Origin of the sequence: Cohnella cholangitidis (genome assembly GCF_014107495.1) — a bacterium.
Lineage (GTDB): Bacteria > Bacillota > Bacilli > Paenibacillales > Paenibacillaceae > Cohnella > Cohnella cholangitidis.
The window spans coordinates 1,995,566-2,017,976 of sequence record NZ_CP041969.1 but is presented as its reverse complement, the minus strand read 5'-3'; the positions used below and the strand labels follow the sequence as shown (position 1 = coordinate 2,017,976).

At 51.2% G+C, this 22,411-nt stretch carries 20 protein-coding genes and 1 pseudogene; 14 read left to right on the top strand and 7 right to left on the bottom strand.

Annotation, left to right across the window (positions count from 1 at the left end):
* The first annotated feature begins 26 nt into the window (after positions 1-26).
* From FPL14_RS09625 to FPL14_RS09610, 4 genes are all read left to right on the top strand, one after another.
* Entirely contained in the window at positions 27-1,598 is a 1,572-nt protein-coding gene (locus FPL14_RS09625; protein WP_182302773.1) for a methyl-accepting chemotaxis protein, read from the top strand.
* A gap of 12 nt (positions 1,599-1,610) precedes the next feature.
* Positions 1,611-2,033, top strand: a complete 423-nt coding sequence (locus tag FPL14_RS09620) for a chemotaxis protein CheW (protein ID WP_182302772.1) — start codon at positions 1,611-1,613, stop codon at positions 2,031-2,033.
* A 4-nt stretch (positions 2,034-2,037) separates the two neighbouring features.
* The gene (locus FPL14_RS09615) at positions 2,038-4,593 is read left to right on the top strand and encodes a chemotaxis protein CheA (RefSeq protein ID WP_182302771.1); all 2,556 of its coding nucleotides are present in this window, start codon (positions 2,038-2,040) and stop codon (positions 4,591-4,593) included.
* Positions 4,594-4,681: 88 nt separating this feature from the next.
* The gene (locus tag FPL14_RS09610) at positions 4,682-5,701 is read left to right on the top strand and encodes a globin-coupled sensor protein (RefSeq protein WP_182302770.1); all 1,020 of its coding nucleotides are present in this window, start codon (positions 4,682-4,684) and stop codon (positions 5,699-5,701) included.
* Between the two features lie 99 nt (positions 5,702-5,800).
* Here the strand turns inward: FPL14_RS09610 and FPL14_RS09605 are convergent, their stop codons facing one another.
* Positions 5,801-6,412: a superoxide dismutase gene (locus tag FPL14_RS09605; protein ID WP_182302769.1), complete on the bottom strand. Its 612-nt coding sequence runs from the start codon at positions 6,410-6,412 to the stop codon at positions 5,801-5,803.
* Between the two features lie 395 nt (positions 6,413-6,807).
* On the opposite strand from FPL14_RS09605, the gene FPL14_RS09600 reads away from it, so the two are divergent.
* The 4 genes from FPL14_RS09600 (at position 6,808) to queG (ending at position 9,728) form a co-directional block, all read left to right on the top strand.
* Positions 6,808-7,230: a GNAT family N-acetyltransferase gene (locus tag FPL14_RS09600; protein ID WP_182302768.1), complete on the top strand. Its 423-nt coding sequence runs from the start codon at positions 6,808-6,810 to the stop codon at positions 7,228-7,230.
* Between the two features lie 136 nt (positions 7,231-7,366).
* Positions 7,367-7,948 (top strand): DUF402 domain-containing protein, encoded by a 582-nt coding sequence (locus FPL14_RS09595; protein WP_182302767.1) that lies wholly within the window; start codon positions 7,367-7,369, stop codon positions 7,946-7,948.
* Positions 7,945-8,553 carry a signal peptidase I gene (gene lepB, locus FPL14_RS09590; protein WP_182302766.1) on the top strand — a complete coding sequence of 203 codons (609 nt, stop codon included), beginning with the start codon at positions 7,945-7,947 and terminating at the stop codon, positions 8,551-8,553. Before FPL14_RS09595 ends, lepB begins: the two co-directional genes overlap by 4 nt.
* Before the next feature lie 8 nt (positions 8,554-8,561).
* Positions 8,562-9,728: a tRNA epoxyqueuosine(34) reductase QueG gene (queG, locus tag FPL14_RS09585; RefSeq protein WP_182302765.1), complete on the top strand. Its 1,167-nt coding sequence runs from the start codon at positions 8,562-8,564 to the stop codon at positions 9,726-9,728.
* 250 nt (positions 9,729-9,978) lie between these two features.
* On the opposite strand, the gene FPL14_RS09580 is transcribed toward queG, so the two are convergent.
* From FPL14_RS09580 to FPL14_RS09565, 5 genes and pseudogenes are all read right to left on the bottom strand, one after another.
* Entirely contained in the window at positions 9,979-10,842 is an 864-nt protein-coding gene (locus tag FPL14_RS09580; RefSeq protein ID WP_229263952.1) for an IS3 family transposase, read from the bottom strand.
* A gap of 11 nt (positions 10,843-10,853) precedes the next feature.
* Positions 10,854-11,150, bottom strand: a complete 297-nt coding sequence (locus FPL14_RS29575; RefSeq protein WP_220471229.1) for a transposase — start codon at positions 11,148-11,150, stop codon at positions 10,854-10,856.
* Positions 11,151-11,570: 420 nt separating this feature from the next.
* Positions 11,571-12,371: an ABC transporter ATP-binding protein gene (locus tag FPL14_RS09575; RefSeq protein ID WP_182302764.1), complete on the bottom strand. Its 801-nt coding sequence runs from the start codon at positions 12,369-12,371 to the stop codon at positions 11,571-11,573.
* Positions 12,372-12,418: 47 nt separating this feature from the next.
* Positions 12,419-13,461, bottom strand: a pseudogene (locus tag FPL14_RS09570) (FecCD family ABC transporter permease).
* On the bottom strand, positions 13,458-14,444 hold the full coding sequence (locus FPL14_RS09565) for a FecCD family ABC transporter permease (protein WP_182302763.1): 987 nt from the start codon (positions 14,442-14,444) through the stop codon (positions 13,458-13,460). Before FPL14_RS09565 ends, FPL14_RS09570 begins: the two are co-directional and overlap by 4 nt.
* A gap of 222 nt (positions 14,445-14,666) precedes the next feature.
* Between FPL14_RS09565 and FPL14_RS09560 the strand changes: the two genes are divergently transcribed.
* From FPL14_RS09560 to folE, 4 genes are all read left to right on the top strand, one after another.
* On the top strand, positions 14,667-15,695 hold the full coding sequence (locus FPL14_RS09560) for an ABC transporter substrate-binding protein (protein ID WP_182302762.1): 1,029 nt from the start codon (positions 14,667-14,669) through the stop codon (positions 15,693-15,695).
* Between the two features lie 161 nt (positions 15,696-15,856).
* The gene (locus tag FPL14_RS09555) at positions 15,857-16,879 is read left to right on the top strand and encodes an HD-GYP domain-containing protein (RefSeq protein ID WP_182302761.1); all 1,023 of its coding nucleotides are present in this window, start codon (positions 15,857-15,859) and stop codon (positions 16,877-16,879) included.
* A gap of 125 nt (positions 16,880-17,004) precedes the next feature.
* Entirely contained in the window at positions 17,005-17,280 is a 276-nt protein-coding gene (locus FPL14_RS09550) for a YneF family protein (protein ID WP_182302760.1), read from the top strand.
* Between the two features lie 14 nt (positions 17,281-17,294).
* Positions 17,295-17,888, top strand: a complete 594-nt coding sequence (gene folE / locus FPL14_RS09545; protein ID WP_182302759.1) for a GTP cyclohydrolase I FolE — start codon at positions 17,295-17,297, stop codon at positions 17,886-17,888.
* An 83-nt stretch (positions 17,889-17,971) separates the two neighbouring features.
* Here the strand turns inward: folE and FPL14_RS09540 are convergent, their stop codons facing one another.
* Positions 17,972-20,290: an AraC family transcriptional regulator gene (locus FPL14_RS09540; protein ID WP_182302758.1), complete on the bottom strand. Its 2,319-nt coding sequence runs from the start codon at positions 20,288-20,290 to the stop codon at positions 17,972-17,974.
* Between the two features lie 256 nt (positions 20,291-20,546).
* Between FPL14_RS09540 and FPL14_RS09535 the strand changes: the two genes are divergently transcribed.
* Positions 20,547-21,485: an ABC transporter permease gene (locus FPL14_RS09535; RefSeq protein ID WP_182302757.1), complete on the top strand. Its 939-nt coding sequence runs from the start codon at positions 20,547-20,549 to the stop codon at positions 21,483-21,485.
* 10 nt (positions 21,486-21,495) lie between these two features.
* The gene (locus FPL14_RS09530) at positions 21,496-22,398 is read left to right on the top strand and encodes a carbohydrate ABC transporter permease (protein WP_182302756.1); all 903 of its coding nucleotides are present in this window, start codon (positions 21,496-21,498) and stop codon (positions 22,396-22,398) included.
* Positions 22,399-22,411 lie beyond the last annotated feature (13 nt).

Genomic DNA, 22,411 nt, shown 5'->3' with positions numbered 1-22,411 from the left:
ATAGTCGGAGAGGGAGAAAAATAGGGATGAGAATGAACATACGCACGAAATTGTTAAGCGGCTTTGGGATTGTACTGATTTTATTGGTTTCCGTGGGTATGGTGGCGATCATGCAGATGAGCTCGTTAAAAGGCTCCATCTCCGAGGTGAAAGACAACTGGATGCCGGGCATGTATAAGCTTTCCCAAATGAGAGGCGACTTTAACGGTTTGAGCGGCCAACTGATGCTCATGAAATTCGAGACGAACGAGCAAGCCAGGAACGATATGATTCGGGCGCTTCAAACGGGCATGGACAGCTTCGACAAAGAGATGCAAGAGTATAAATCATTCATATCCAATTCGGAAGAACAAGCGATGTACGACGAGATCAAGAAAAACACGGATAGCTACTTCGTCGTTATTAAGAAGCTGGTCGAGGATGCCCAGCGCGATGGGGCGAATACGGACTTAGCGATTATTAGGGAAGTTCTGCCTTTGGTGCAGACGATCAAATCGGACATGAACGAGTGGATTACCTATAATGTCGCCGGCGCCGACGAGGAAGCCACGAATGCGTTCGATACGAATCGAACGGGAACGATCATCGTATTCGTGCTAGGTTCGGCGGCTCTTCTCCTGGGGCTTGCGCTTGCTATTTTCCTATCGAATAGACTGGTTCATTCGATCAAGTCGGTCGTGAACGTCGCCACCAAGGCGGCTCAGGGAGATTTGCGGGATCGGGCGTTGGCGGGCAGCAAAGACGAGGTCGGTATTTTGGCGAGCGCCTTCAACGAAATGATGGACAACCTGCGCAATTTGATCGGTCAGACCGTAGGTTCTGCCCAAAGCGTTGCTGCGGCTGCCCAGGAAATATCGGCTACGACCGAAGAAATCGCCAGAGGAAGCACCGATCAAGCGGAATCCGCCCAGACGATCAACGAGCTCGTTCAGGAGATGTCGCGCGCGGTGTCCGCGGTGGCGGCGAACGCGGCATCGGTCGCCGAGCTGTCGGATCGTACCAAACGCGGAGCGGAGCAAGGCGGCGCGGCGATCGAGGCGTCGATCCAGAGCATGGACCGGTTGTCCGGGCAGATGCAGCTTCTTGAACAAGACTCCCAGGAAATCGGACAAATCATAGAGGTCATCGACGAGATCGCGGAGCAAACGAATTTGTTGGCGCTGAACGCGGCCATCGAAGCAGCCAGAGCGGGGGATCAAGGAAGAGGCTTCGCGGTCGTGGCGGACGAGGTTCGCAAATTGGCGGAACGAAGCGGCGAGGCTACTAAACAGATCGCGTCGATCATCAAAGGCATGCAGCATAATACGGATCAAAGCGTTAAGGCGGTGGAAGAAGCGACCTCGTTGTCTTCCCAAACCGGCAAAACGTTCGACAGCATCGTCCGAATGGTCGGCGAGACGGCGGATCAAGTATCGGAAATCGCCGCGGCCAGCGAACAGCAGGCAGCCCAGTCGGAAGAAGTCATGAGAGCGGTGGAGACTATCGCCGCTACTAGCCAGCAATCCGCGGCAGCCGCGGAGGAGACGGCCAGCTCGTCGAATTCGCTTGCCCATCTATCCGTCCAGTTAAACGATAACGTATCCATCTTCAAGGTATAGGGAGAACGCTAGATGAACAATTATATCGTCATAGGATTGAATGAAGAGAAATACGCGCTCTCTATCGCGGAAATTCAGGAGATCATTAAGGTTCAGCCGATTACGGACGTGCCTTGCGATAAGCTCTATGTCAAAGGCGTAATCAACCTGCGGGGGCGAATCGTTCCCGTCATCGGTTTAAGCGTTAGATTCGGTATACCGGAAGCTCCGCAAACTTCTTCCTCGCGCATCGTGATCGTGAGGACGGACGAGGACGATATCGGAATATGGGTAGACGGAGTGGAGAAGGTAGCCGCTTTCGAGGAAATCGTGCCTCCCGCCGAACATGCGAGCGCGGTTAACCGCAATTATTTGTCCGGCATCGGAAGGCTTGGCGATCGGCTCGTTAGCGTGTTGAATCTGCAAGCCGTTCTAGGAATAAGAGGGGAGCTGTAATCGGATGGATTCATTTGCGTCTGCCTATTTAAGCGTGTTCCTGGACGAGTTGGAGGAACAATTGCTCACGTTGGACCATGCCATTCTCGAGTTGGAGACGGACGGCAACCATAGCGACACCGTACAGAGAATTTTCCGTGCCGCCCATACGTTGAAGGGTTCTTCGGCCGCCATGGGCTTTCATCAAATGAAAGAAGTTACCCACAAGGTAGAGAGCGTATTCGACCTTCTCAGGCAGGAGCAACTGATCTTAAGCTCCGGGATGATTAATATTTTGTTTAATTGCATTGATTATTTGAAATTACAACGAGAGACCCTTAAGCAAGGCCAGATGGAGGAGCATCCGAACGAAACTTTGCTTCATGCGCTTGAGCAAATTTTGAACGGACGTCATGCTTGCGACACGAGCCTTGACATCGTAAGGGAGAGTACGCCCGGCGAGCAGGAGCCGGCTGCCGTTGCCGTTGAGGGTTGGAACCCGTCGGAAATGGAAGAGATGACGCGCAAGCGCCAAGAAGGCATACCTTTGTACATGGTATCCGTAACGCTCTCCTCCGATGCCGATATGCCCACGGTGCGCGGAATGCTTGTCCATCGCACGTTAAGCGAGACGGGGGAAATCATCGCCCTGAAGCCCGCGCTGAGCGAATGGGATAACGAAGAGCTGCTCTTATCGGGCCCGATCTCGTTCGTGGTCGCATCTACGTATGCGCCGGATGCCATTGAAGGCAACGTTCTGCAACTTTCGCAAATCAGCGACGTTAGCGTACGCGTCGTCGAGCCGGTAACGGAACCTAAGGACGAATCCGACGCGGAACTCGAGTCGGGGATTGAAGCGGTACCGGCCGCGATCCTTCCATCCGCTGTAAGTAAAAGCGATACTCCAACCGATAGCAAGGTGCAAATTCAGCAAACCGTACGCGTGGACGTCAAAAGGCTGGAGCACCTGTTGAATTTGGTCGGGGAGTTGATTATTGACAATACCCGGCTTAAAGAAGTACGCAAAAGGCTGGATGAACGATATAAACAGGAAACCGAGGTTGCGATGCTAGGGGAAGTGACCGACCATCTGAACAGGGTGATCGCCGAGTTGCAAGAGGGCATGATGAAAACCCGGATGCTCCCGATCGAACAGCTGTTTAATCGATTTCCGCGGTTGGTAAGGGATTTGTCGCAGCAAGCGGGCAAAGAGATTCATTTTACGATAGAAGGCAAAGAAACGGAACTGGATCGGACGCTCATAGAAGAGATTAGCGATCCTCTTATCCACATTCTGCGGAATGCTGCCGATCATGGCTTGGAGTCGCCCGAAGAGCGCGAACGGCTGGGCAAGCCCCGCAAAGGCCATTTGCATTTGCAGGCCAGCCATCAGGAGAATGCGATCGTCATTCGCGTGAAGGACGACGGACGAGGGATCGATCCCGAGAAGATTAAACAGAAAGCGATCCATAAGGGTTTTATTAGTCAAGACGAGGCGTCTAGGCTGACGGATAAGGAAATGATCGCGCTTATTTTTCACTCGGGGATGTCCACGGCGGAACAAGTTACCGAATTGTCCGGGCGCGGAGTAGGGATGGATATCGTCCGCACGCATATCGAAAAACTTAACGGGCTCATAGATATCGACACGGCAATCGGCAAAGGGACGGAAATTACGATCAAACTGCCCCTTACGCTTGCGATAACGCGCTCTTTGCTAGTAGAACTGGGCAAGCATACTTTCGCGGTTCCTCTCGTTCACGTGCTAGAGACGTTCCAGTTGTCGTCCGCCGATATTCAGAGCGTGCATGGCAAAGAAATCTGTACGGTGCGAGGAGAGCTCTTCCCGCTTATCCGGTTGCATGACAAGCTTCGTACGATTCCGATCAGCTCCAGCAAAGGATACGCGGTTATGATCGGGGCCGCGGAGAAGCGGGTTTGCCTGTACGTAGACAAGCTCGTGGCTAATCAAGAGATCGTAATGAAGCCGCTCTCGTCCTACTTGGGCCAAGTGCCTTACGTTTCCGGCTCGTCTATTCTAGGCAACGGAAGCATATCTTACATTTTGGATGTGAACGCCGTCGTCCGCGATGCGGGAACGGTTACGAATCATAAGCGCGAGAGCGCGCAACAGAAAGCTCAAGTCCGGGCTGACAAAAGAGTGGCGTTCATGCTTGGCGAACAACAATATGCGCTCGATATCGAGCAGGTTAAGGAAATCATTCGCGTGCCGACGCTTTCGCAGGTAGCTGCGGATGCGCCTGAAATGTTAGGCGTATTTAATCTTCGCGGTTCGTTGCTGCCCGTTGTCGATCTCTCGCAATGCCTGGGACTTGCTCCGACGCAGCTGACGGAAGACTCCAGGGTAATCGTCATGAGCACGGGCGGGAATAACATCGGAGTACTCGTCGATTCGGTAACGGAAGTATTCAATATGCCCGATAACGAGGTGGAGACGACTCCTGCGGCTATCGCGAGCATAGCCTCCGAATACATTCGCGGGATTCACAAGAAGGGCGATGAGCTGACGGTGCTGCTTCATGCGGATAGGCTTCTGGCAGCTAGCGGTTACCGCGCTTAATGAGATAAATTTCATCTGGATGCTTGACGTAGGACTAGATTAAGGCGAATCTAGAGAAGCAGCAGCCTAGATGAGGAGGAATAGGGAAATGATTCAAGTGAGCGCGGCAAGAATGAAGCAATTGAAATACATAGGGATATCCGAGGAAGATTTGCGATTCTTGCGCTCCAAACAATCGGCGTTTCAGGAAATCACGGATGCCGTCGTGGACGAGCTGTACGCTCGAATTACGGAACAGCCGGAATTGATTGAGCTTATTCAATCCCATAGCACGATCGAAAGATTAAAGAAAACGCAAGTGTGGTATTTCCAATCTCTGACCGATGGCAGCATCGACGAACAATTTTTCGACAAGCGCCTGTTCATAGGGAAGGTTCATTCCAAAATCGGTTTGACGACGCAATGGTACCTAGGCACCTACATTTTATATCTCGACATCGCGACAACGCATCTCAAACGCATTCTCCCGGACGAATGGCTGCGGATTACCCATTCCCTAAGCAAGATGTTCAACTTGGACTCGCAGATCGTTCTGGAGGCGTACGAGCAGGACGAGAAAGCCAAAATCGAGAGACTGGTCGAGAAACGCCAATACATGATCACGAAGGTGAGCACCGCCGTGCAGGAACTATCTTCGATGATGGTTCAGCTTAGCGCCAGCAGCACGACGGTCGCCACGAACGCTTCGCATACGGCCAACGTCCAAGAAAACTCCCATGCCAAAGTCGGGGAGCTCTCCCACAGCATCGAAGAGATCAACCAGCTGGGAACTACGATGCGCGAAATATCCGATCAAACGCATCTGATCGGCTTGAACGCGGCGCTCGAGGCGGCTCGCGCGGGCGATGCGGGCTTAGGGTTCGAAGTCGTTGCCAACGAGATCCGCAAGCTGGCGACGAATTCCAAGCAGTCCTTGGTTACGATTCAATCCAAGCTTAAGGAAATCCGAGCGTCGCTGGACGAAGTCAAGCACGGCAGCGAAGAGACCGTTCGCTTCTCCAGGGAGCAGGCGGCTAGCTCTCAGGAACTATCTTCATTCGTGCATATGATCGACACCGTCGCCGCCGAGTTGAACGAGCTATTGGAAGAGGATGCCGTCGTTCATTAATTTAATCGCAAGCGGCATTAAAAAGAGATCGCTATCCGGGGAACGGGGGCAGCTGCCATCCATTCCGGGGAAGCGATCTCTTTGCGTTACGTCATTAAATTACTTCGCAGCGTCGTAGATTGCGCCGACCGCGTTCCAGTCCACAACGTTCCAGAAAGCAGCGATGTAATCAGGACGTTTGTTTTGATATTTCAGGTAGTAAGCGTGCTCCCATACGTCGAGGCCGAGAAGAGGAGTGTCGCCTTCCATGATCGGGCTATCTTGGTTGGGCAGGCTGTATACTTTCAGTTTGCCGTCTTTGCCAAGAGCAAGCCAAGCCCAGCCGGAGCCGAAGCGAGTAGCGCCTGCGGCCGCGAATGTTTCTTTGAACTTATCGAAACCGCCAAGCTCGCTATCGATCGCAGCAGCCAGAGCGCCGGAAGGTTGGCCGCCGCCGCTTGGGCTGATCGTTTTCCAGAAGAAGCTGTGGTTGGCATGGCCGCCGCCGTTGTTGCGAACCGCTGTGCGGATGCTTTCCGGTACTGCGTTCAGGTCTGCGATGAGATCTTCAACGCTTTTGCTTTCCAGCTCCGGAGCGGATTTCAAAGCGTTATTCAGGTTCGTTACGTAAGCGTTGTGGTGACGGCCGTGGTGGATTTCCATCGTTGCCGTGTCGATGTGAGGCTCAAGTGCGTCTGTTGCGTAAGGAAGTGCCGGTAATTCGTGTGCCATGGATAAAAAACCTCCTAAATAGTGATTTCGATATGTAGCTTGTGTTACTCACGTTTATTATTATCCCTTATCTTTTCGATTAAATCAACATGGATGTATAAAAAGTCAAAACTCATGGGGTTATGACAGGATCCGAATCTCATCAACTCTCTTAGAATCCCCAATTCGGCACCGATTATCCAGCAAAAAAATCCGAATATCGCGGTTTATTCCCGTTAATGTAGTTAAACCACCAACAATCGTGTTGTTTAAAGCGTTTTCATCCCGTTTTCTTTCGTTTTTGCGAAAAAATTTATGTTTTTTTAATAAAAGAACTAGAAATTTCTCTAAATTGTCGTAAAATTAAGAGATCGTTAACTGGATGTAAAACTTAATGCCCGGGGGAATTGTACAGCATGCAGATTCGTTCTTTCCAATTGTCAGACTACAGGTCGGTTGCCGAACTTCTGGAAGAAGTATTATCGGAAGAATGCTGTGAAGAGACGATGGGTGCGTTCGCTCGCCAATTGTCTTGGGATAGCGAATTGGTGCTCGTTGCGGAATCGGCAGGCAATATCGCGGGAGTATTAATTGGAACGATTGATCACCATAAGGGTTATGTATATCGCATAGCCGTTCGGAAGGAATTCAGGCTTCAAGGCGTTGGACGGGCTCTCGTATCCAATATGAACAATCGGTTCCGCCAGCGCAACGTGATGAAGGTTCTTGTTGCAGAGGACAAGCATAACGAACATTTGCGGCCCTTCTATGATTCGCTAGGTTTAAGGCCCGTCGATTTCGTTCAGTTAACACAGCCGCTTTCGATCGTAGCAGGTTGAATCGATCGCGGACGGATCCAGGAAGCATATCTTTTGCGCCATTGCTTTTGGCGGGGAGATATGCTTTTCTTATATTATTGAACATCGCCCGCAGCCGCGGAGCGTACAGCTTGATCGAACGGCGGGAGGTGCCATCTTGAACAAAGCGGATAATCCCTATCAGAAATGCGTGATCAAGAGCTTCAAGCATGATGGTTCACTGCACCGCGTATGGTTAGAAAACTGGCAAGTTCCGAAGGAGCGCCTTCTCCTTCAGCATGCGGGAGCTTCTCTGTGGGTTATGCTCAACGACCACACGACGATCATAGAAGCGGACGGCAAGGAATGGATCAGCCGCGTTCCGGCCGTTTCCTTCTTTATACCGGAGCAATGGTTTAACGTTGTCGCGCTCATTGAAGAGCAAGGGATCCGGTACTATTGCAACTTGGCCTCGCCCCCTTATCGTTACGGGGATGTTCTGACATACATCGATTACGACCTTGACGTTGTAGTCATGCCGAACGGAGCCGCGCACGAACTTGACCGGGATGAATTCCTCCTTCATAAAGAGGAGTACCGGTACGGGCACTCGGTCGAAAATCGCGTGGAAGCCGGGTTGCTCGAGCTGCAATCCAGAATTGCGAATAAAGCCATGCCATTCGTCGATGCCGATGTTTACCACTATTACGAGCAGTGGAAACGACAAACGAACGCTGAAGGAGAGATTACTATCCCATGAGCCAACCATTAGAGCCCGCAACCTCCTCCGGCGGCGGAAGAAGACGTTCGGTGCAAAAAGAGAAGAAACCGATCTTAACCGGATGGCGCAAGGAGCTTTGGGATTGGTCCAAGGCGCTTATCGTAGCCGTTGCGATCGTGTTGCTGCTCAAAGCATTCGTCTTTCAGCTATCAACCGTGAAGAAAATATCCATGGAGCCGACGCTTCACGAGAACGAATGGTTGTTCATCAACAAAATCGTCTTGAAGATCGGAAACCTCGACCGAGGCGATGTCGTCATTCTGAAGGATCCGACCGAAGGCTCGGAAGGCAAAGAATATCTCGTTAAACGGATTGTCGGGATTCCCGGGGATACGGTGGAAATCCGTGAAGGAGAGCTATACATCAACGGTGATTTGAAAGTAGAGTCATACACGGACGTGAAAATCGAGGGCGAGGATTTCCCGTTGACGACGGTTAGCGCAGGCCATTATTTCGTGTTGGGAGATAATCGCCATGCAAGCGCCAGCAGAGATAGCCGCGCGTTTAAGGAAGTACCGGAAGAGCTTATTAAAGGCCGCGCCGACCTGATCATTTGGCCGATCAGCCGTTGGGCTAAGCTGTGAGGCTGATCATGGCCGAGAAGGATATGGCTTATTGGAAGCAGTTCAAAGAAAATATGCTTGAAGCGGCTCCCAGCCTCGGCATCGACAAGCTGAGAGTGACGTCGGCGGACCCGTTCCCGGAGCTTAAGGAAAGGCTCGTTCGGCATCGCGAGCTCGGCCATGAATCGGGGTTCGAAGAGCCGGACTTGGATCTGAGGACGGAGCCGAAGCTGCTTATGCCCGAAGCCCGTTCGATTATCGCGATCGCCGTTGCGTACCCGTCCAAGATGAAGAACGCCCCGGTGTCGGAACCGGGCAAACGAAGAGGCATATTATCGCGTTCGGCTTGGGGGGAAGATTACCACCAGGCTTTGCGGCGGCGGCTCGCCATGCTGACCGAATGGATATTGGACAGAGTGCCCGATGCCAAGCTCATGTCCATGGTAGATACGGGGGCGTTATCGGATCGCGCCGTCGCCGAGCGCGCCGGCATCGGTTGGAGCGGGAAAAACTGTTCGGTGTTGACGCCGGAATGGGGTTCATGGGTCTATTTGGGAGAGATGCTTACCAACCTTCCTCTGCAGCCGGATAAGGCGTTGTTGGACAGTTGCGGGGATTGCACCTTGTGTATCGATGCATGTCCGACGGGGGCGCTGGTAGGCCCGGGACAATTGAATGCGCAACGGTGCATTTCCTATGTTACGCAGACCAAGGGCATCGTGGAAGAGGAGATGATGGCGAAAATCGGCAACCGCCTGTACGGTTGCGATACTTGCCAGATCGTCTGTCCCGTTAATCGGAAAATCGACACCAGGCATCATGAGGAGCTGCTGCCGGACCCGGAGGTTGCCAAGCCGTTGCTGCGTCCGCTGCTGAAGATGGGCAATCGCGAATTTCGCGAGAAATTCGGCGCAAGCTCGGCGTCTTGGCGCGGACGCAAGCCGATTCAACGGAACGCGCTTATCGCCTTGGGCAATTTCCGCGACGTCGATTCCGTGCCCGATGTCGCCGCGGTACTGTTTGACGATCCGCGCCCGGAACTGAGGGCGACAGCGGCCTGGGCGCTTGGGCGGATCGGTGCGGAAGAAGCCATTGAATGTTTGCGGGCCGCGCAATCGAAGGAAGAGGATGCTGAAGTATTATCTGCGATCGAACGAGCGTTGTCGGCTCCCGTAACGGATCGCAGACGCGAATAAATGGCTATTTCCGGGGAAATACGACGAAAATTAACGTAGTCAAACATAAACGGCTTCCGCCGCCCGTATGGGATGGTGGAAGCCGTTTTGTGTCGGATTCAACTCGTGGGAATATACGAGTTGAATCGTAGTTGTCCTGCGCGCGAAATAACGGTGCTGAGCACCGTTATTTCGAGTCTCGAGCGGATTTGCGGCCAAATAATGGTGTTAATGGACCTCTGTCAAGAAAGTGGACACCCGTTAAGCGAAGTTACCCCAACATTTTGTAGTACATGGCTTCGAACCGATCCGGCGAAACGTAGCCTAAAGAACCATGAATTCTTTTACGATTATAAAAGAACTCAATATACTCGAACATCTCTTGCTGTGCTTGGACTTTCGTCCTGAAACGCGTACAGTAAATAAACTCTTTCTTGAGCACGCTATGGAACGATTCGATGCAGGCGTTGTCGTAGCAATTGCCTTTCCGGCTCATGCTGGCTTTCATTCTGTACTGTTTTAGCCGTTTGCGGTATTCGTCCGAGGCATACTGTGAGCCGCGATCGGAGTGGTGTATTAGCCCTTTTGAGGGCTTTTGAGCCTTATAAGCTTGGTCCAACGCAGCTAGCACTAAATCCGTCGTCATTCGGTCACCCAACTTCCAGCCCACGATTTTGCGCGTGTAAAGATCCATGATGCTTGCCAGATACATGCGCCCTTCGCGGCACGGTACGTAAGTAATGTCCGTTACCCAAACCTTGTTCGGAGCCGTTGTCTTAAAATTCTGATTCAGTACATTTGGCGCAATAGGGAGCGTGTGATTGGAATCCGTCGTAGTGACACGGAACTTCTTAGAAACGCATGACCGAAGCGCGTTTTCGCTCATGAGCTTGCCGACCAAACGCTCGGAAACCGTCCATCCTTCATCCCGCAGTAGCTTCGTGATTTTCGGGCTGCCGTAACGTCTTTTGGAATCTAGAAAAAGCCATGTAATACGCGCCAGTAGTGCCTTACGACGTTTCTGATAGCTATTTTGTTCGGCTTTCTCTTGAACCCAATTGTAGTAGCCGCTCCGCGATACATCTAAAACGACGCACATCTTCTCGATTCGAAACTCGGAGCGATGATCTTCAATGAACCGGAACCTTAGTTCCTTTCTTTGCTGAAGATGTGCATGGCCTTTTTTGGGATGGCGATTTCCTCCTTGAGGTCTTCGATCTGACGCTCTTGCTCTAGAAGCTGCTCATCCTTCTGGCGGATTGTCTCACGATCTACCAGCGGCTCGTTCTCGAACTTGCGATACTTCGCCATCCACTGATGCAATGTGCCTACCGGTACATTCAGTTCCTCTGCAATTTGAGGTATTGTCTTCGTTTGTTCCTGAATGTACTTGACTGCTTGTTCCTTAAATTCGTCGCTGTAACGTTGTCTATGCTCACCCATGCCGGACACCTCTTCATTTTGTTGTGTTAATTATCTGCATTCTCTTATGAGGTGTCCACTTTTTATTCTAGTTGCATGAGCACCGCTAAATCGCGACTCGAGCGGATTTGCGGCTAAATAACGGTGTTGAGCACTGCTAAATCGCGCCTCGAACGGTTTTGCGGCCAAATAAAGGTGCTGAGCACCGCTAAATCGCGCCTCGAACGGTTTTGCGGCCAAATAAAGGTGCTGAGCACCACTAAATCGCGCCTCGAGCGGACTTGTGGCCAAATAAAGGTGCTGAGCACCGCTAAATCGCGACTCGAGCGGTTTTGCGGCCAAATAAAGGTGCTGAGCACCACTAAATCGCGACTGGAGCGGATTTGCGGCCAAATAATGGTGCTGAGCACCGCTATTTCGCAGGAATGGCTAACGAGAAGGTTATCTCTTGGCTAGTTTTCGGCCTTTGCCATGGGGGATGCACATAGGCGTACCATACAAAGGATCTTGCATAATATCGCAGTGGAGGCGAAAGACGGCTTCGATGAGCGAAGTATCGACAATCTCCTCCGGCTTGCCTTGCGCGTAAACCGCTCCATCGCTGATGGCGACGATGTGGTCCGCGTAACGGCAGGCGAGATTGATGTCGTGCAGCACCATGACGATCGTACGATTCTCGCGAACGTTAAGCTCATACAGCAAGTCTAGAATCTCGATCTGATGAGTCATATCGAGATACGTCGTAGGCTCATCCAAGAGAATAATCCCCGTGTCTTGGGCAAGCGTCATGGCTATCCATGCCCGTTGCCGCTGACCGCCGGATAACGAATCGACCGGCCGTTCGGCGAACGGGCTCATTCCTGTCGCTTCAAGGGCCGCCTTCACGCTGGCTTCGTCCTGCTCGGACCATTGCTGCAGCCAGCTCTGATACGGGTATCGCCCCTGCTTGACGAGCTGCTGCACGGTCAACCCTTCCGGCGCGGTCGGGCCTTGCGGCAGAATGGCCAGCTTCTTCGCTACTTCCTTAGTGGGAAGCTTGGCAATATCCTCGCCGTGAAGAAGAATACTGCCTTCATTCGGCTTCAGCAGGCGAGCCATCGAACGAAGCAACGTCGATTTGCCGCAGCCGTTGCTTCCGATCAACACGGTCGTTTGACCGATTGGAATCGCTAGATCCAGCAGTTTGAATATGTAATCTTCGTTATAAGACAAGGATAATCCCTTAGCCGTTAATCCTTTCATTGATCCTTCATCCTTTCTCGACGCTGTGAAAGCTAATAATGAACGAATTACGTATTTCTTCGACGATATAGCATGTATAAGAAGAACGGCGCGCCGATCGCGGCGGTAAACACTCCCGCGGCGATATCTTGCGGATAGAAAGCGGTACGGGCGACCAAATCCGCCAGTAACAAGATGATCGCTCCGAGCAATGCGCTTACCGGCAGAAGAGCCCCGAAGGCGGGACCGACCAGCTTGCGGGCTAGATGGGGAGCCATTAGTCCGATGAACGAGATTGCTCCGCCAATGGCTACCGCCGAACCCGCTAGAGCGACGCTGAGCAGGAGCAGAACGATTCGGCCCCGCTGTACGTTCGATCCGGCGCTGTTGGCTACGTCGTCGCCGAGCGCTTGAACGTTCAAATGGCGAGAGAGCAGCCAGGTGAGCGGCAATAGGATTCCTACCCAAGGAAGGAGCGTGAACACGTCCTTCTCCCATGACGTTCCGTATATGCTTCCGGTCATAAAGGTGACCGATTTGATGGCAAGCATAAAAGGGCTGGCAATGATGAGCATATACGAGATCGACTTGAAGGCCGCGGATAGCCCGTGCCGATCAATACAAGCCGGATCGGAGCGACTCCGTTGCGCCAAGCTAGCAAATAAAGGATTCCGGTAACGACGAACGCGCTGAGGATGGCCGCGACGGGCATCCAACGAATCGATAGCGTATCCGTGAATATAAACAAGAAAAGCACGGCTCCGAGCGAAGCGCCGTCCGTAATTCCCGTGACGTCGGGAGAAGCAAGGGGGTTGCGGACGATTCCCTGAAGCACCGCGCCCGCAACGGCAAGAGAGGCGCCTACCAAGACGGCGATGACGATTCTCGGCAATCTTAGCTTCATTACGATGACGTTATGCATCGAGTCTCCTTGTCCGAATATGGAGCGGAGCACATCCCATGGATTAATCCACTGGCTGCCGATTCCCGTGCTGACGATCATGATGAATGCGCATAGAACGGCTAGTATAGTCGTAACCCGTATGACTTTGCGATCTACTTGAAAGCTGAGGCTCGGCTGTTTCGTTCTCCAAGAGGTATATTTGCTCATCCGATTCGCCTCTCTTTCCGTGCGATATAGACGAAGAACGGGACGCCGAGAATCGCCGTCATGACGCCCACGGGAATTTCCGTCGGCATGGCGATGTAGCGAGAGCCCAAGTCCGCCGTAACGAGAAGCAAAGCCCCGACGACGGCGCTATACGGAATGACCCATCGATAATCGTTGCCGACGAGATAGCGAACGATATGCGGTACGATAATTCCGACAAAGGCAATCGGTCCAGCTACGGCTACGCTAGCTCCGGCCAATAGAATAATCGAGAGCGATGCCATTCCTTTAATGCGTACCGTGGACATTCCGAGCCCTTTGGCGACGCTGTCTCCCATCGACAAGACGTTCATATGGCTAGACAGGAATAGAGCTAAGATAAGGCCGATGACCATGTAAGGAAGGACATTCAATAACATGTCCATTTCCCGTCCCGCGACCGAACCGACCATCCAGATAAGCACTTGGTCGAACATTTTACCGTCGGCAAGCATGAACCCTTGGGTGAGGGAAAAGAAAAAAGCGGCGATCGTCGCCCCCGCTAACGTGATCTTGATCGGGGTCATTCCGTCTTTGCCGACGCTGCCCAATATGAATACGATGACGCCGCTTACCGCCGCGCCGACTAAAGCTGTCCAAGTGAGCTGTTGAAGTCCGCTTAGATTCAGGATCGGGCCGGATGCGAGCACCACGAAAAAAGCGGCTCCCGAGTTCACGCCGAACGTGCTCGGAGAGGCGATCGGATTGCGGGTAATGACCTGCATAAGCACGCCGGCCACGGCCAAGCTTGCTCCGACGCACGCCGCGATCAAGGCTCGGGGAACGCGGGTATCGCGAATAATGATATGGCTTTGGGAGGCGTCATAATGGATGAAAGAATCAATAACGGCAGAGATAGGGATGTCCGCTACTCCGAACGCAATGCTGCATAGCATCGATAGGACCAGTAGCAGCAAAAAGAGGAATAGTCCGAAGGTTCTCATGGCGACCAGCTTTCTTGATGTGATAAGGGTTCCCGGTTATTAACAAGGGGACATAGTCCCCTTTGTGAGTGTAGTTGATGTGTTCCATGCTGTCAATGAGGATGAAAATCGTTCTCAACAAATTGTTGACATCGGGGAGCATTTCGAATAGATTAAGAAATGTTGTTGATTGATAATGATTTTCAACTAACGGCATGAATACACATCAGGGGGAGAAACGAAATGAAAGCAAACGCTAGAAAACAGTCCGCATGGTGGGGAATCGTCTTGCTCGTAATGGCGATGATGGTTACCGCTTGCGGAAACAATAAAGGAAACGGGAATGAAAGCAGCTCTCCGGCTGCATCCAATAGCGCATCCCCGGCAGCGGAAACCGCATCCCCGGAAGGTTCGTCGCCGGCAGCGGAGCGCGTCATCAAGCATGCCATGGGCGAAACGAAAATCAGCGGCGCTCCTCAACGCGTCGTAGTTCTGACCAACGAAGGAACGGAAGCCTTGCTCGCTCTTGGCGTAAAGCCGGTCGGCGCGGTGAAATCTTGGACGGGCTCGCCATGGTACGATCACATTAAAGATCAAATGGAAGGCGTAACGGAGCTTGGAGAAGAAGGCCAGCCGAACTTGGAATTGATCGCGGGCTTGAAGCCGGATCTGATTCTCGGCAATAAAATGCGCCATGAGAAAATTTACGAGCAATTGTCCGCGATTGCCCCGACCGTAGAATCCGAAACGTTGCGCGGCGAATGGAAAACGAACTTCAAGCTTTATGCCGAAGCGTTAGGCAAAACGGCGGAAGGCGACAAGCTGATCGCCGATTTCGACGCGAAGATCGATCAGTTCAAAACCAAAGCGGGCGACAAGCTTAAGGAAACCGTCTCGGTCGTACGTTTCATGGGCGGTAAGACGCGCGTCTACCATACGGATACGTTTACGGGCGTTATTTTCAACCAAATCGGCATTACCCGGAACGCGATGACTTTGAACGCGAAAGACCAATTCGTAGACGAAATCACGAAAGAGCGTCTGCCTGAAGCGGACGCGGACCGTTTGTTGTATTTCACTTACGAGACCGGTGACGGCAAAGCTTCGGAAACGGAAAAGGAATGGGTCAACGATTCGTTGTGGCAAAGCCTTAATGCCGTTAAGAACGGTAAAGTATACAAAGTCGACGATGCCGTATGGAATACGGCGGGAGGCATTCTCGCGGCGAATCTCGTCATCGACGGATTGTATGAAATTTATGAAGTGAAATAAACTGTTAAACGAAGAAGCCTCCTCCTTCGCTTCCTTATTATTAAGGATCGAAGGAGTTTTTATTATTCGTCTCCAACCCCATAAACTTCGGTATCCAATATGCCGAAATATAGTTTATTACACCATGATAGAACTAAAGGCAAAGGCAGGAGAGGTACGAGATGAAATTAGTCGATATCGAGACGGTCGAACCGGGGCAAATACTAGGCAAAACGATCTTCTCTTCCAATGGAGCGGTACTGCTCTCCACGGGAGTGCACTTAACCGTATATATGATTAGCACGTTAAAACGGATAGGCGTAACGACGATCTATATCGATGATCCGATGTATCGCGATATTTCTAACGAGGAGCTGCTCTCCGACGATACGAAACGGGCGGTCATCCATCAGATGTCCGAGATGTTCGAGACGCTTCGTTCGGGAAAAACCTTCAGTTCGAAAGCGATCGGCCAAACCGTGGACGAAATGCTCGACGACGTATTGAAGAACCAGAACGTACTTATTCACTTGTCGGATATCCGTACGGCAGACAATGCCATGTTCCTGCATGCCATGAACGTCTGCATGATGTCTTCGCTGTTAGGGCTTAACATGGGTTTAAATATGATTCAGTTAAAAGAACTGGCCGTCGGAGCTTTATTGCACGATATCGGCAAGCTCGGAGCGCCTGAAGTGCAGGAAGGCCGGATGCATCACGCGTGGCGCGGGTTCGAGCTGATCAAGAATAAGCGCGAATACAGCTTGCTGATTGCGCATGTCGCCTTCCAGCATCATGAAGCCGTAGACGGCAGCGGTTTGCCGCGCGGGTTGACGGGCGACGATATCCATACCTATGCGAAAATAGTAGCCGTCGCGAATACCTACGACAACTTGATCTATCCGTCCGGCGATGAGATGACGCTAATGCCGCATGAAGCATGCGAAAGATTAAACGCGATGTCCGGTACAATGCTCGATCACGAAGTATTGGTTCATTTCATGAGAATCGTATCGATCTATCCGAACGGAATATCGGTGAAGCTGTCCAACCGCCAAACCGGAGTCGTCGTCGGCCAGCACCGCGGCTTGCCCGGAAGACCGGTCGTGCGGGTAATCGACAAGGAAGGCGAAGAAGCGGTAGGCTATAACGAGGTCGATCTCGCCCAGCATCCTACGCTTTTCATTGAAGCAGTTTTATCTTAACGCCTCATACGGGCATTTTCGTTTGCGCGCGAAGTTGGACCATGCTATCATAATACAACGGCCCTGCTCTGACGCATCGAGGCGTTCGCAGGGTTTTATTATGAAAATTTCGGAGGCGCTTGATTATGTGGTCCTATATCATTCCGATCCTGACGTTAATCGTCGGCTTGATCGTTGGATTTATTGTCGGGGTATACTATTTGCGCTACCAAATGACGAAGATGCAGAACAATCCGGAAATGCTTCAGAAGATGGCTAAGCAAATGGGCTATAACATGAATAGCCAGCAGCTGGCGAAAGCCCAGCAAATGATGAAAAACCAAAACTCGGGCGGCGGCAATGCCAAGTCGAACCCGGGTGCAAGCCAGAACAACAGAAATAATCCTAAGTTCCGTAGATAGTAGGAGGAATGGTTATGGCGGGAGCCAAAGATTACTCCAATTCGGATGTGAGCAATAACCGGGAGAAGGTCGAATTCCACGTCCGGGAAATATTGAAGCTTATCGGCGAAGACGTCGAGCGCGAGGGTTTGTTGGAGACGCCGGCGCGGGTAACGCGCATGTACGAGGAAATTTTCGCGGGGTACGCGGTAGATCCTAGGGACGTTCTAGGCGTCACGTTCGATGAACGGCATGAAGAGCTCGTTATCGTGAAGGATATCGTATACTACAGCCAATGCGAGCATCATATGGCACCTTTCTACGGGAAGGCCCACATCGGGTATATTCCAAGCGGGAAGATAGCCGGCTTGAGCAAGCTTGCACGGCTAGTAGAAGCGATTTCGCGACGTTTGCAAGTACAAGAACGAATCACTTCGCAAATCGCGGACATTCTCGAAGAGGTACTGCAGCCGCACGGAGTAATGGTCGTAGTAGAAGGGGAGCACCTATGCATGTGCGCCCGCGGGGTGAAGAAGCCGGGCAGCAAAACCGTAACTTCGGCCGTTAGAGGCCAATTCCGACAAAGCTCGGCGCTTCGTTCGGAGTTCCTGGAGTTGCTCAAGAGATAATAAGCCAGACGCGAAATACAACCTTCCCGGAACACGGAAGGTTGTATTTTTTTACATACTTCGGATCGCGATTGGCCGGCATATCAACTAGCGCCATTTTTATGCATCCTTCGATATTGGGCCGGCGTCATTCCATACACCTTTTTGAAGATGGAATAAAACGTGTTAAGCGACGAAAATCCGAAATGATGGATAATCTGCTCGATCGGCGAGTCGGAGGCAAGCAACTCCCGACAAATGCAATCCAGGCGTTTCTCCGATATCTTATCCGTAATCGATTGGTTGGTCTCCGCCTTATACAAACTGCGGAAATAGTTCACGGACAGACCCAAATGATCGGCCAACATCGTTGCGGACAAGTTCGGATCGGTTAATTGCTTATCAATGAACTGGTCGGCCTGTTCGATCAGGGCCGCGTTTTTGGATAAACCGCGGGCAGCCGCAATGTCTTCGAGCGTCTTGGTTACGAGCGCTTCCATCCATGGTACCACGTTTTCCATCGTCTCCTGCTGCATGATCTGATTCTCGATGGAAGTCAGCCCCCATGAGCTGGGGAGCGGCTGACTGGAGTGCTCCTGCATGAGCCGGCGTATGTCCATGAACAAGGTAATCAACGACATTTTACATTCAAAATAGGGCAGTCCCCGCAGCTTGACTACGGCTGAGCGTATGATTTCCAGAACCATGTCCGCATTACCCTTGGGAAGAGCCTGAGCGACCTGCCGTTCTTTGTCCACAGGCAGATGATATAGTTCTCCGGGCGCGTCGGCTAGCCATGCATTCACGATGAGCGCTCCGTGGCCGAATCGGAACCGTTCCTGCGTCAGTTCATACGTCTCCATATAGATCTCATGTATGTCGGTCAGGCTGGGCAACGTCCTACCCCAAGCGACTGTCGTGCCGATCGACAAATACTGCTCCATTAACTGCTGGGATACTTGCAGCTTCTTCGCAAATTCTTCGGACAACGGTGCCGATAAGACAACCGCGACGTGGTCGTTCCCCATGTCCACCGTTTGCAGCTTGTGTTTGGACGATTGCAGAGATTCTTGGATAATATTGGACATCGCAAATCGGAGCAGACGCCGGTCCTTCTCCGGGTAGGCCTCCGAAAATTCCGAGAAGCGGTCGATCCGGAAGATGGCTACCGACAGCTGGTCTTCCGGCAGATCGATTCCCCATTCTTGAAATTGAGAACTTATTTCCTCTGCCGAATGGTAGATATCCCCGAGAAAATCCCGCAAAAACCGCTCCCTGCCCAGAATTTTATTATGCCGCCATTGCTCGGTCAGTTCATGAATCTGATTGCGTTGGGCCGTAAACACATTGGATAAGTAGTCAAGTTCATTTGCGCTATATCCTTCGCCGGGCTTTTCGGCTTGATGCTGCCGCATCACTCTGCTAATCAGTTCTTGAATAGGCGAGTACACCCGCTTGGAAATCAGAACGATAACGGTCAATGAGGCTACGAACAGGATGAGGAACAAGATCAGGCTTGTATTGCGAAGAACAGTGATTTTTCCCAAAATGACAGACTTCGGTATCGTTTCGATAAAGGTCCAATCCTGAATTCCTTTGATGGAGGTGCTTGCGTAAACCATCAACTGTTCTCCCTGATTGCGGGGCTCAAACAGCTTCCATCCGCTTTCGCCTTTATTCCCGTGGCTCCTGAGCTCCGCGATTTGTTCCTTATTCAAAGGGATGCTGCTAAAAACCGTCTCATCCCTATCGTTCAGAACCGTTACCGACCTGTTCGCATAAGTCGAATTGTCCTGAAGCAAGGTCATTAAATGATGAGTGTCCATATTCAGAACGAAAGCAGAGATGGAACTGCCCTTTTCGTAAAATCTTACGATGGAAATCACCTCTTTGGCCTTATTACCGGCAAGAGGTATGGACAAGGTTCTCGGAATGAGAACGCTCCGTTCCGCTGTAGCTGGATCCCGCAAACGCTCAATAATGTCCTGGTCGTAAAAAGCTTCCGCGTCATTCAATCCAAGTCTGGAATCTACTACAGTATTCGTGTAATCGTTGATAAGGTATACCGAATCGATAGACGGATTGGCGTTCTTGATGTCCATAAGCCGGCTCCATACTTCAAACGTTTCAAAATCGCTGTATTGATCCGAAAGGGCATATACCTTAAGGGGACTGTCATTGCTGGAGGAGAAGCTGAATTCCAGAGCCCATTCCATCAGTTGCGCCGTGTTCTGGGCGCCGTTCTCTAGCAACGATTCGGAATGATCGCCGATTTCTTCCAGAAGCGTCTTGGAAGACTGCCAATTGAGCAACGCAAAAGATATGGCCAAAACCAGAACGTTGGCGCTGACAAAATAAAAAATAAGTTTCATATAAGTAGGGTGCCGCTTCAGCGATGCGAGAACTGAAAGTCTGAATTTCATTGCTCTAGAACCCCCGTAATGATGACTGCCGAGCTCATAAATTGGTGGATTCATTATAGCATAGCGAGCATTTCCGTCCGCAAAATCGTTTATTTTCGAAATAGTGTTGTTTTTGGGAAGTTCGTAAATCCGAGCTTGCAGGAAAAATCGGAGCTTGCCGGAATTGCCGTTGCGGCGAGGGCTTGGTAAGGTAACGGCATAGATGACGGGACGCTGACGCGATTTCCGGTCTCGATGAAAGGGGGGAAGCAAAACGATGCAATATCAACTTAACGCAAGTAAACGGTCCAAGCTGAAGCATATTGCGCGAAATCCTTTTCTCTATGCTATGGCCGCGCCGGGGCTGCTGTTCTTTCTCGTGTTCAGTTATTTTCCCATATACGGGATTATGATCGCCTTCAAAGACTATAATTTCGCCAAAGGAATTGCGGGAAGCGATTGGGTCGGATTTAAGAACTTCGATTATTTCTTTACATCGGATGACTTCTGGGTCATTCTGCGCAACACGCTGATGCTGAACATGCTGTTCATTTTGTTTACTACGGCGGCCGCGGTGTTAATCGCGCTTATGTTCAATGAAATTCGCAATAAGTATTTCAAACGAATTTCGCAATCTTTCATTTTTCTTCCTTATTTTATGTCCTGGATCGTGGTAGGAATGATTGTCCAATCCTTATTCGGCGGGGAAGAGCCGATGATTAACGCCTGGCTGCAAAATATCGGCTTGGAACCGGTCAACTGGATGTTTGAGTCGAAGCTATGGCCTTACATTCTGACGGTTATCCGCGTGTGGCAAGGAGCCGGTTATCTTTCGATTATTTTTCTGGCCGCGATTACCGGCATATCGGAGGATTTGTACGAGGCTGCCCGGATCGACGGAGCATCCAAGCTGCAGATTGTGCTGCGCATTACGCTGCCGCTGCTCGTTCCTACCATTATGATTATGACTTTGCTGTCCGTAGGCAAGATTTTCAACGGGGACTTTGCCATGATTTATGCCATCATCGGAGACAACTCTTTACTGTATCCGACTACCGATGTCATCGACACCTTCGTATTCCGCTCCATGAGACAGTTGCATGACTTCGGCATGTCTTCGGCGGTTGGCCTGTTCCAGTCGGTTATGGGTCTGATCTTCGTCATTGCCGCCAACTGGGTAACCCGAAGGGTGTCTAAAGAATCCGCTTTATTTTAGGAGAATAACGATGAGACAGAAACAGAGCGCTGCGGATCGAACTTTTACGGTATTTGCCTATACGTTCATTTTGTTGTTCACCTTATTTTGTCTGTTTCCTTTTCTGCTGATGATTATCGGATCGTTTACGGACGAAGGAGAACTGATTGCGCATGGGTATACTTTATTTCCGCAAAAATTATCGCTGGACGCTTATAAAGCGGTTTTGCAATCGGATGTGTTGTTCAACGGCTATGCGGTCACGATTTTTATCACCGCCGCAGGCGCATTAAGCGCGTTGTGCATTTCCGCGATGCTCGGCTATTCTCTAGCCAACAAGCGGAATGTCCTGCGAACGCCTTTTCTGATTTTTTGCTATTTGCCTATGCTTTTTTCCGGAGGCATTATTCCGTTTTATATTGTGGTCAGTCAGTGGCTGCACTTGCAGAATACCGTCTGGGTGCTCATTTTAACCTTATTATGCCAGCCGTTCCTCGTCTTTTTGCTGGTCAGTTTCTTCCGTACGATTCCCGAGGAATTGGAGGAAGCCGCAAGAATTGACGGAGCGAATGAAATGAGAGTTTTCTTCCAAATTATGATCCCGATCTCGAAGCCGATACTGGCTTCCGTCGGTCTGTTCTATGCACTAAACTACTGGAATGACTGGTTTATGGGATTGATGTTCGTGGATAATGAGAAGCTGTTCCCGCTGCAGTTGATTCTGCGCCGGATGGTATCCAATATGGAAGCCGCCAAAAATCTCATTCCCGCCGCGGCGGCCATTGCCGTCACGCCGCCAACCTATGGCGTGCGAATGGCGACAACCGTGCTGACGATCGGTCCGATTGTCTTGCTGTATCCCATGCTTCAGAAATATTTCGTCAAGGGTTTAACGGTAGGAGCCGTAAAGGGTAATCGAGAATTTCGGCATTAACCGGAATAGCCCG

What these genes read in the sequence shown, in the direction of transcription:
- queG (WP_182302765.1), top strand. Translation starts at nt 8,562, where the DNA reads ATGGCCGAGAAGGATATGGCTTATTGGAAGCAGTTCAAAGAAAATATG.
- FPL14_RS09565 (WP_182302763.1), bottom strand. Translation starts at nt 14,444, where the DNA reads ATGAGAACCTTCGGACTATTCCTCTTTTTGCTGCTACTGGTCCTATCG.
- lepB (WP_182302766.1), top strand. Translation starts at nt 7,945, where the DNA reads ATGAGCCAACCATTAGAGCCCGCAACCTCCTCCGGCGGCGGAAGAAGA.
- FPL14_RS09620 (WP_182302772.1), top strand. Translation starts at nt 1,611, where the DNA reads ATGAACAATTATATCGTCATAGGATTGAATGAAGAGAAATACGCGCTC.
- folE (WP_182302759.1), top strand. Translation starts at nt 17,295, where the DNA reads ATGGCGGGAGCCAAAGATTACTCCAATTCGGATGTGAGCAATAACCGG.
- FPL14_RS09555 (WP_182302761.1), top strand. Translation starts at nt 15,857, where the DNA reads ATGAAATTAGTCGATATCGAGACGGTCGAACCGGGGCAAATACTAGGC.
- FPL14_RS29575 (WP_220471229.1), bottom strand. Translation starts at nt 11,150, where the DNA reads ATGGGTGAGCATAGACAACGTTACAGCGACGAATTTAAGGAACAAGCA.
- FPL14_RS09600 (WP_182302768.1), top strand. Translation starts at nt 6,808, where the DNA reads ATGCAGATTCGTTCTTTCCAATTGTCAGACTACAGGTCGGTTGCCGAA.
- FPL14_RS09535 (WP_182302757.1), top strand. Translation starts at nt 20,547, where the DNA reads ATGCAATATCAACTTAACGCAAGTAAACGGTCCAAGCTGAAGCATATT.
- FPL14_RS09530 (WP_182302756.1), top strand. Translation starts at nt 21,496, where the DNA reads ATGAGACAGAAACAGAGCGCTGCGGATCGAACTTTTACGGTATTTGCC.
- FPL14_RS09560 (WP_182302762.1), top strand. Translation starts at nt 14,667, where the DNA reads ATGAAAGCAAACGCTAGAAAACAGTCCGCATGGTGGGGAATCGTCTTG.
- FPL14_RS09625 (WP_182302773.1), top strand. Translation starts at nt 27, where the DNA reads ATGAGAATGAACATACGCACGAAATTGTTAAGCGGCTTTGGGATTGTA.
- FPL14_RS09550 (WP_182302760.1), top strand. Translation starts at nt 17,005, where the DNA reads ATGTGGTCCTATATCATTCCGATCCTGACGTTAATCGTCGGCTTGATC.
- FPL14_RS09610 (WP_182302770.1), top strand. Translation starts at nt 4,682, where the DNA reads ATGATTCAAGTGAGCGCGGCAAGAATGAAGCAATTGAAATACATAGGG.
- FPL14_RS09615 (WP_182302771.1), top strand. Translation starts at nt 2,038, where the DNA reads ATGGATTCATTTGCGTCTGCCTATTTAAGCGTGTTCCTGGACGAGTTG.
- FPL14_RS09605 (WP_182302769.1), bottom strand. Translation starts at nt 6,412, where the DNA reads ATGGCACACGAATTACCGGCACTTCCTTACGCAACAGACGCACTTGAG.
- FPL14_RS09540 (WP_182302758.1), bottom strand. Translation starts at nt 20,290, where the DNA reads ATGAAATTCAGACTTTCAGTTCTCGCATCGCTGAAGCGGCACCCTACT.
- FPL14_RS09575 (WP_182302764.1), bottom strand. Translation starts at nt 12,371, where the DNA reads ATGAAAGGATTAACGGCTAAGGGATTATCCTTGTCTTATAACGAAGAT.